At 75.4% G+C, this 7967-nt stretch carries 5 protein-coding genes; all 5 read right to left on the reverse strand.

The window, feature by feature from the left end; all coding sequences use genetic code 11:
• Positions 1–25 precede the first annotated feature (25 nt).
• Positions 26–1009, reverse strand: coding sequence for a hypothetical protein (locus tag AC0IVP_RS21580; protein WP_471759235.1), 984 nt, complete (start codon positions 1007–1009; stop codon positions 26–28).
• Between the two features lie 26 nt (positions 1010–1035).
• Entirely contained in the window at positions 1036–1839 is an 804-nt protein-coding gene (locus tag AC0IVP_RS21585) for a hypothetical protein (RefSeq protein WP_471759236.1), read from the reverse strand.
• Positions 1836–5402 carry a transcription-repair coupling factor gene (mfd, locus tag AC0IVP_RS21590; RefSeq protein WP_471759237.1) on the reverse strand — a complete coding sequence of 1189 codons (3567 nt, stop codon included), beginning with the start codon at positions 5400–5402 and terminating at the stop codon, positions 1836–1838. The genes AC0IVP_RS21585 and mfd overlap by 4 nt, the downstream gene beginning before the upstream one ends.
• A 97-nt stretch (positions 5403–5499) precedes the next feature.
• The gene (locus AC0IVP_RS21595) at positions 5500–7233 is read right to left on the reverse strand and encodes a sugar transferase (RefSeq protein ID WP_471759238.1); all 1734 of its coding nucleotides are present in this window, start codon (positions 7231–7233) and stop codon (positions 5500–5502) included.
• 105 nt (positions 7234–7338) lie between these two features.
• Entirely contained in the window at positions 7339–7908 is a 570-nt protein-coding gene (pth, locus tag AC0IVP_RS21600; RefSeq protein ID WP_471759239.1) for an aminoacyl-tRNA hydrolase, read from the reverse strand.
• Positions 7909–7967: the final 59 nt, after the last annotated feature.

A 7967-nucleotide genomic window follows, 5' to 3' on the forward strand; every position in this document is an offset into this window, starting at 1 on the left:
GGGCGGGGTCGGGGCAGGCACCCGCTCAGTCTCCGGCAGCCGCCGGTGCGGCTGCGTCGTCCCCCTCCAGGACCCGGACCACACCGTCGGTGGGGGGCACGACGGTGCCGTCCTGCAGCGCGCCGTACCGGGGGTTCACCGTGGTGTCCAGGCCCGACGCCACCGCGTCGACCAGCGGCTGCGCCGCGTCGGAGGCGGCCTGCCGGGCGGCGCCGGTGAGGTCCTCGGTGAGGTCCTCGATCGGCGGGAAGGCCACCTGGCCGACCAGCACACCGCCGGTCTCGGCGACCGGCAGGGAGAAGACGCCCTCGGGCAGCACGCCCGCCACGGCGTCGGCGAGCACGCCCGGCACCTGGTCCAGTGAGCGCAGCTGCGCCTCGGGCAGCGTGTAGGTCCCGGCGTACTGCGCGGCCAGCGTCCCGTAGGCCGCCGGGTCGGCGCGCAGCTGGGCGGCGACGGCGTCCGCGGTGGCCTGGTCGGGCACGGTCAGGTAGCCCAGCTCGAACTGGGCGCCGGAGGAGCGGGCCTGCTCGTAGGCGTCCTCGATGCCCGCGTCGGACAGGTCCGCCAGACCCTCGGCCTGGGCGACCTCCTCGCGGACCAGCAGCTGGCGGATGATCTCCCGCGCGTCGTCGGGCAGCAGGCCCTGCTGCTGCGCCAGCTGACCGAACAGCTCGTCCTCGGGCTCGCCGCCCAGCAACTCGGTGATCCGCTCCCGGACGTCGGCGTCGGTGACCTCGACGTCGTACCGCTCCTCGACCACGTCGTAGACGCGGGCGCCGATCATCAGGTCCAGCACCTGCCGGGTGTAGTCCCCCGAGGGCAGCGACGCGGCGTACGTGGCGACGCCGTCGTCGGCCAGCCGCTCGTCGACGGCCGCGGTGAGGTCGTCCACCCGGACCCGGTCCTCGCCCACGTAGGCGGCGACGTCGGGTGAGGTGCGGCAGCCGGTGAGCCCGGACAGCGCCACCCCCAGTGCCAGCAGGGTGCCCAGGGTGCGCCGCGTCACACCGGGACCCTCCCACACCGCGGGGCTCAGGCGGGCGACCGGGAGCGCTCGCCGCGCAGCAGCGACAGCGCACCGACCAGGGCCAGCACCGCCCCGGCCACCGCCGCCGGCGCCCATCCGGCCCGGGTCCGCTCGTCCAGGAGCCAGTGCCCCGCCGCTGCCGGGAGCAGGGTGCTGACCACGAACATGACCGCCAGGACCGGCACCGCCGGTGCCGCGGCCAGGCCCCGGGTCAGGTGCAGCTGGCCCAGCACCATGCCCGCGGCGGTGAGCACGCCGAGCAGCCACAGCTCCCCCGGCAGGTCCCAGAACCGCCACCAGGCGTCGGGCAACCGGGACACCAGCGCCCGGACGCCGACCGCGCCCACCGAGAACCCGATGCCGGCGAGGGCCCCGAAGACCCAGGTGCCGGCCGGGACGCCGACCGCGACCAGGGCCAGGACGACCGCGGCGGCCAGGCCGACCAGCAGCGCCGTGCCGCCGGACACCGCCGGCCCCGGCACGGTCGCCGCGACCAGCAGCCCGAGCCCGGCGACGGTGGCCACCAGCGCGGGGGCGTCGGTCCGGGTCGGCCGGCGCACCCCGGCCAGCTGCTGCAGCACCGCCGTCACCGCCAGGGCGGCGACGACGGCGCACTGGACCACGAGTAGCGGCAGGTCGGCCCGGGCCACCGCCGAGGTGCCGAACCCACCGGCCTGCAGTGCGGTGCCGGTCCACCAGGCCCGCGAGCGCAGCGTCGGCCCCGCCTCGCGCGCGCCGTCGCTCAGCCGGGCACCGGCCACGCCGTAGCAGGCGACCGCCGCAACGAGCGCGACCGCGGAGACGATCACCCCGCGGCAGCGACGACCGGCGGCTCGAGCACCGAGGTCATCAGGGCGTGCAGCTTCTCCAGCAGGGCGACGTCGCGCAGCGGCGTCCGGCGGTCCGGGCCCACCGGCACCTTCAGCGAGACGGTGTTCACCGTCGACTTGTAGGTGACGCCCTCGGCGAGGCGGCCCAGCTTCATCTGCTGGGACTCCCGCAGCTCGACCGGGGAGATGCGCACGTTGCGCCCGGCCATCGACACCTCGGTGACACCCAGCCGGCGCATCGCCGCGCGGAAGCGGGCCACCGCCAGCAGGTTCAGCACCGGGGCGGGCGCGGGGCCGTACCGGTCGGTGAGCTCGTCGAGCACGGCCTGCGCCTGGTCGTCGTCCTGCACGGAGGCCACCTTGCGGTAGGCCTCCATCCGCAGCCGCTCCCCGGGCACGTAGTCGTGCGGCAGGTGCGCGTCGACCGGCAGGTCGACCCGGACGTCGGCCGGCTCCACCGCCGGGGACTCCCCCGTCGCCTGGGCCCGGTAGTCGCTGACCGCCTCGCCGACCAGCCGCACGTACAGGTCGAAGCCCACCCCGGCGATGTGCCCGGACTGCTCCCCGCCCAGCAGGTTGCCCGACCCGCGGATCTCCAGGTCCTTCATCGCCACGGCCATGCCGGCACCGAGGTCGGTGTTGTTGGCGATCGTGGTGAGCCGGTCGACCGAGGTCTCGGTCAGCGGCCGGTTCGGGTCGTAGGTGAAGTAGGCGTAGGCCCGCTCCCGGCCACGGCCCACGCGCCCGCGGATCTGGTGCAGCTGGGAGAGCCCGAAGGTGTCGGCCCGGTCGACGATCAGGGTGTTGGCGTTGGGGATGTCCAGCCCGGACTCGACGATGGTCGTGGCGATCAGGACGTCGTACTCCTTCTCCCAGAAGCCGACCATGATCTTCTCGAGCTCGTGCTCCTTCATCTGCCCGTGGCCCACGGCCACCCGGGCCTCGGGCACCAGCCGACGGATCGTCGCCGCGGCCTTGTCGATGGACTGCACCCGGTTGTGGATGACGAAGACCTGACCGTCACGCAGCAGCTCGCGGCGGATCGCCGCGGCCATCTGCTTGTCCTCCCACGCGCCGACGTAGGTCAGCACCGGGTGCCGCTCCTCGGGCGGGGTGAGGATCGTCGACATCTCCCGGATGCCGGTCAGTGACATCTCCAGGGTGCGCGGGATCGGGGTCGCGGACATCGACAGCACGTCGACCGCCGTCCGCATCGTCTTCAGGTACTCCTTGTGCTCGACCCCGAAGCGCTGCTCCTCATCGACGATGACCAGCCCCAGGTCCTTGAACCGGGTGGTCGGCTGCAGCAGCCGGTGCGTGCCGACCAGGACGTCGACCTCGCCGTCGGCCAGCTTGCGCAGCGTCTCGTCGGACTCGGCCTTGGACTGGAACCGGGACAGCACCGCCACGGTGACCGGGAACTGGGCCATCCGCTCGGAGAAGGTCTTGAAGTGCTGGTTGGCCAGCAGCGTCGTCGGCACCAGGACACCGACCTGCTTGCCGTCCTGCACCGCCTTGAACGCCGCCCGGATGGCGATCTCGGTCTTCCCGTAGCCGACGTCGCCGCAGATGATCCGGTCCATCGGGACCGGCTGGGACATGTCCGCCTTGACCTCGTCGATCGCGGCCAGCTGGTCGGGCGTCTCCTGGAAGGGGAAGGCGTCCTCGAGCTCGCGCTGCCAGACGGTGTCCGGGCCGAAGGCGTGGCCCTTGCTGGCCATGCGTGCGGAGTACAGCCGGATCAGCTCCGCGGCGATCTGCTTGACCGCCTTGCGCGCCTGGCCCTTGGTCTTGGCCCAGTCGCTGCCGCCGAGCTTGGACAGCGCCGGGGCCTCGCCGCCGACGTAGCGGGTCAGCTGGTCCAGGGCGTCGGTGGGCACGAAGAGCCGGTCCGGCGGCTGGTTCCGCTTGCCCGGGGCGTACTCGACGATCAGGTAGTCCCGCTGCCCGCCGTGCACGGTGCGGCTGACCATCTCCAGGTACCGGCCCACGCCGTGGTGCTCGTGGACGACGAGGTCGCCGGGCTGCAGCTGCACCAGGTCCACGGCGTTGCGGCGCCGGGCGGGCATCTTGGTGGCATCGCGCATCGAGGTGCCGCGCTGACCGGTGAGGTCGTGCTCGGTGAGCAGCGCCAGCCCGATGCCGGGGAAGGCGAACCCGGCCTCCAGGTTCCCCTGGGTGACGTGCGTGACGCCGGCCTCGGGGCCGGTGGCGACGTCGGGCACCAGCCGGACGCCGAGGTCGGCCTCGGTGAGCTGGTCGGCGGCCCGCTGGGCGGGGCCGGGCCCGGCGAAGGTGACGACGACCCGCCACTGCTCGGCAGCCCAGGACCGCAGCTGCCCGATTGCGGCGTCCTGGTCGCCGTGGAAGCGCTCGACGCCGGTGGCGTCCAGCGTCACGTGGGTGTCGTCGTCCTCGCTGGCCAGGGTGAACGTGCCGGTGGTCCACCAGGGCAGGCCGCGGCCACGGGCGTCGTCGGCGACGTCCTCCAGGTCGCGGAAGGAGGAGGCGCCCAGGTCGATGGGGGCCTGACCGGCCTCGGCGGCGGTCTGCCAGGACGCGGCGAGGAACTCCTCGGCGGTCCGGACCAGGTCCGCGGCGCGGCTGCGGACCCGCTCGGGGTCGCAGACCAGCACGTGCGTGCCGCGGGGCACCAGGTCGGTGAGCAGCTCCATCCGGCCGGCGCCGATGAGCGCCGGGGTGAGCGCCTCCATGCCCTCGACCGCGATGCCCTCGGCCAGCTGGCCGGCGACCTCGGCGAGCTCGGGGTGCTCGACCGCCAGCGCGCGGGCCCGCTCGCGGACCTCGGGGGTGAGCAGCAGCTCGCGGCACGGCGGGGCCCACAACCGGTCGGGGCGCTCGTCGAGGGAGCGCTGGTCGGCGGCGGAGAAGTACCGCATCTCGTCGACCTCGTCGCCCCAGAACTCGACCCGCACCGGGTGCGGCTCGGTCGGCGGGAAGACGTCGAGCAGCCCACCGCGGACGGCGAACTCGCCCCGCTTCTCCACCAGCTCGACCCGGGTGTAGGCGGCGTCGGCCAGCCGCCGGCTGATCTCGCCCAGCTCGGCGGCGTCGCCGGGGGCGAGCTCGACGGGCACCAGGTCGCCCAGGCCGGGAGCCAGCGGCTGCAGCAGGCTGCGGACCGGGGCGACCAGGACGTCGATCCGGCCGGTGCTCGCCTCGGGGTGGGTCAGGTCGCGCAGCACGGCCAGCCGGCGGCCCACGGTGTCCGCCCGCGGGGACAGCCGCTCGTGCGGCAGCGTCTCCCAGGCCGGGAACACCTCGACCCGTCGGTCGGGCACGAAGCAGCGCAGCAGGGCGGCGGTCGCGTCGGCGTCCCGCTCACCGGCGGTGACGACCAGCACGGGGACGCCCGCACCGGGGGACGCCGCCGCCAGGGCCGCGGCCACCAGCGGCTGGACGGTCGGCGGGGCGGTGACCGCCAGGTCGGCGGCGCCGGCCCGCTCGACCACCCGGGCCAGGCCGGGGTCGGTGAGGACGACGTCGAGCACGCCGCGCAGGGTCACGAGGGGGTACTCCATCGGGTCCGGGCCGCACCGCTCACGCTTCCCGGGCGGACGCACGGGGGCGCGGGGGGCCGAGGACCAGGTTAGTCCTCCGCTGCCCCGCCCGCCCGGGTCAGTAGGCGCCCGACCCGGCCAGGACCGCGCGCAGCGTGCGGGCCAGGATGCCGAGGTCGCGGCCGAAGGACCAGTTGTCCACGTAGCGGACGTCCAGCTCGACGGTCTCCGCCCACGACAGGTCCGAGCGACCGCTGACCTGCCACAACCCGGTCACGCCCGGCCGCACGAGCAGCCGACGCTGCATGTCCGGGCCGTAGGTCTCCACCTCCCGGGCCAGGGCCGGGCGGGGCCCCACGAGGGACATGTCCCCGCGCAGCACGTTGACCAGCTGGGGCAGCTCGTCCAGCGAGTAGCGGCGCAGGACGCGGCCGGCCCGGGTGACCCGGGGGTCGGTGCGCATCTTGAACAGCACCCCGTTGCCCTCGTCGACGGCGGCCAGGTCGGCGACCCGGTCGTCGGCGTCGACGTGCATGGAGCGGAACTTGAGGACGTCGAAGGGGCGGCCGTGCCGGCCGACGCGGCGCTGCCGGTACAGCACGGGGCCGCCGTCCTCGCGGCGCACCCACACGGCCAGCCCGATGAGCACCGGGGAGGCCAGCAGCAGGACCAGCAGCGCCACCAGCCGGTCGACGACGGTCTTGGCCAGCCGGCGCAGGCCGCGGTAGGAGGGCTCGATGATCTGCACGACCGGGAAGCTGATCGTCGGACGCACCTCCAGGCGGTCCACCGCCACCTCGACCAGCCCGGGGGCCAGCAGCACCTCGATGTTCGTGCCCTCCAGCCGCCAGGCCAGCTGGCGCAGGTAGTCCGCGGCGCCGTCGCTGGCCGAGGCGACCATGACGGCATCCGCCCGGGCCTGGTCCAGGACGGCCGGCACGAAGCCCAGACCGCCCAGCACGGGGACGCCGATGCGGCTGAGCCCGCCGGCACCCGAGGGGTCCGGGACGCAGGCGCCGACGACCGACCAGCCGGCGCTGACGTCCTTGCGCAGCCGGGTCGCGATGTCCACCAGGGCGGCCTCACGGCCGACCAGGACCACCCGCTTGGTCATCAGCCCCCGGCGGCGCAGGGCGTGCATGCGGGCCCGCATCAGCCGCCGGACCAGCACGGTGAGCGGCGTGCCGAGGACCAGGGCCGTCGTCACCGGGGCCAGGACCGTGGGGACGACGAGTTCCAGCGTCACCGCCACGGCGGTGGCCGCGGCCAGCGACACGGCGGCCAGGACCACCCGGCGGTACTCCTCGGGACCACCGCCGAAGCGGCGTTCCCGGTAGGTGCCGGCGGCCCACAGTGCGGCGAGCCAGAGCACGGCGGCGACCGCGGTGGCCGCTGCCGCGGGGGCCGGCTCACCGGACCAGCGCAGGGCCGCGACCAGCGAGCCGGCGGCGACCAGGGCGTCCAGCAGCAGCACGAACCCGGTGTAGGTGGACAGCCACTCCGGCGGCCGCCGGCGGCGGGCCGAGAGCGGGTCGTACATGGGCAGGTCGACGAGCGGGCCGTGGGCGCCGTCGCCGGCCCGGCGGCGGGGCACGTCGGACCCGCCCAGCGCGGGGGAACCGGAGGACAGGGTGCGGGGCACGGTGCGCGGGGCGTGGATGGGCCGGACGCCGTCGGACCCGAGGGCGCCGTCGGCCAGCAGCCCGCGGGCGGCGGCCTCTGCGGCGGCCTCGGCGGCACGGGCGAGCTCGGCCGCGTGCGCGACCTCCGCGCCGCGCCGCAGCCGGACCTCGGCCGGACCGGTCCCCGGGGTCGCCTCGTGCTCGGCCGGTCTGCCCTCGTCGGACGGCAACGGTCCCCCTCCTGGTCCAGGTGCACGGCTGTGCTCTCCCTGGACGTCGGCAGGACCACCCGCCGGGACCACCCCGGACGCGGGAGACCACCCGGACGGGGGAGGTCAGCTGCGCGGGTGCACCACGTTCTGTGCGGCCTCCAGCCCCTTCTCCAGCAGCAGCTCGACGGCGTCGGCCGCCTCGCCGACGAGCAGTTCCAGCGTCTTGCGCTCGGTGGCCGAGAAGTCCTTGAGCACGAAGTCCGCCGGGTCCTGCCGACCCGGGGGGCGGCCGATGCCGACCCGCACCCGCAGGTAGTCCCGGGTGCCGGTGGACCGGGAGATCGAGCGCAGCCCGTTGTGCCCGCCCTCTCCCCCGCCGCGCTTGAGCCGGACGACGTCGAAGTCCAGGTCCAGCTCGTCGTGCACCACCACCAGCTCGGTGGCGGCGATCGAGTGGTAGCCGAGCAGGCCCTGGACCGGGCCGCCGGACTCGTTCATGTAGGTCGTGGGCTGGGCCAACACGACGCGCCGGCCGGCCAGCCGGCCCTCGCCGGACACCGAGCGGGCCCGCGGGCCCTTGCCCGGGGACAGCTTGGCCCCGGCGCGGGCGGCCAGCTCGGCCAGCACCATGGCGCCCACGTTGTGCCGGTTGCCGGCGTAGCCGGGGCCGGGGTTGCCCAGGCCGACGACCAGGAACGGGCCGGCGGGGGGCTGCGGGGACGCCGCGGGGGCGCCGGCAGTGCCGGCGCCCC

Source organism: Klenkia sp. AC732 (assembly GCF_979256525.1).

Bases quoted from the DNA above. Each gene is read 5' to 3' on its own strand.
- mfd (WP_471759237.1), bottom strand. From the start codon at position 5,402: ATGGAGTACCCCCTCGTGACCCTGCGCGGCGTGCTCGACGTCGTCCTC.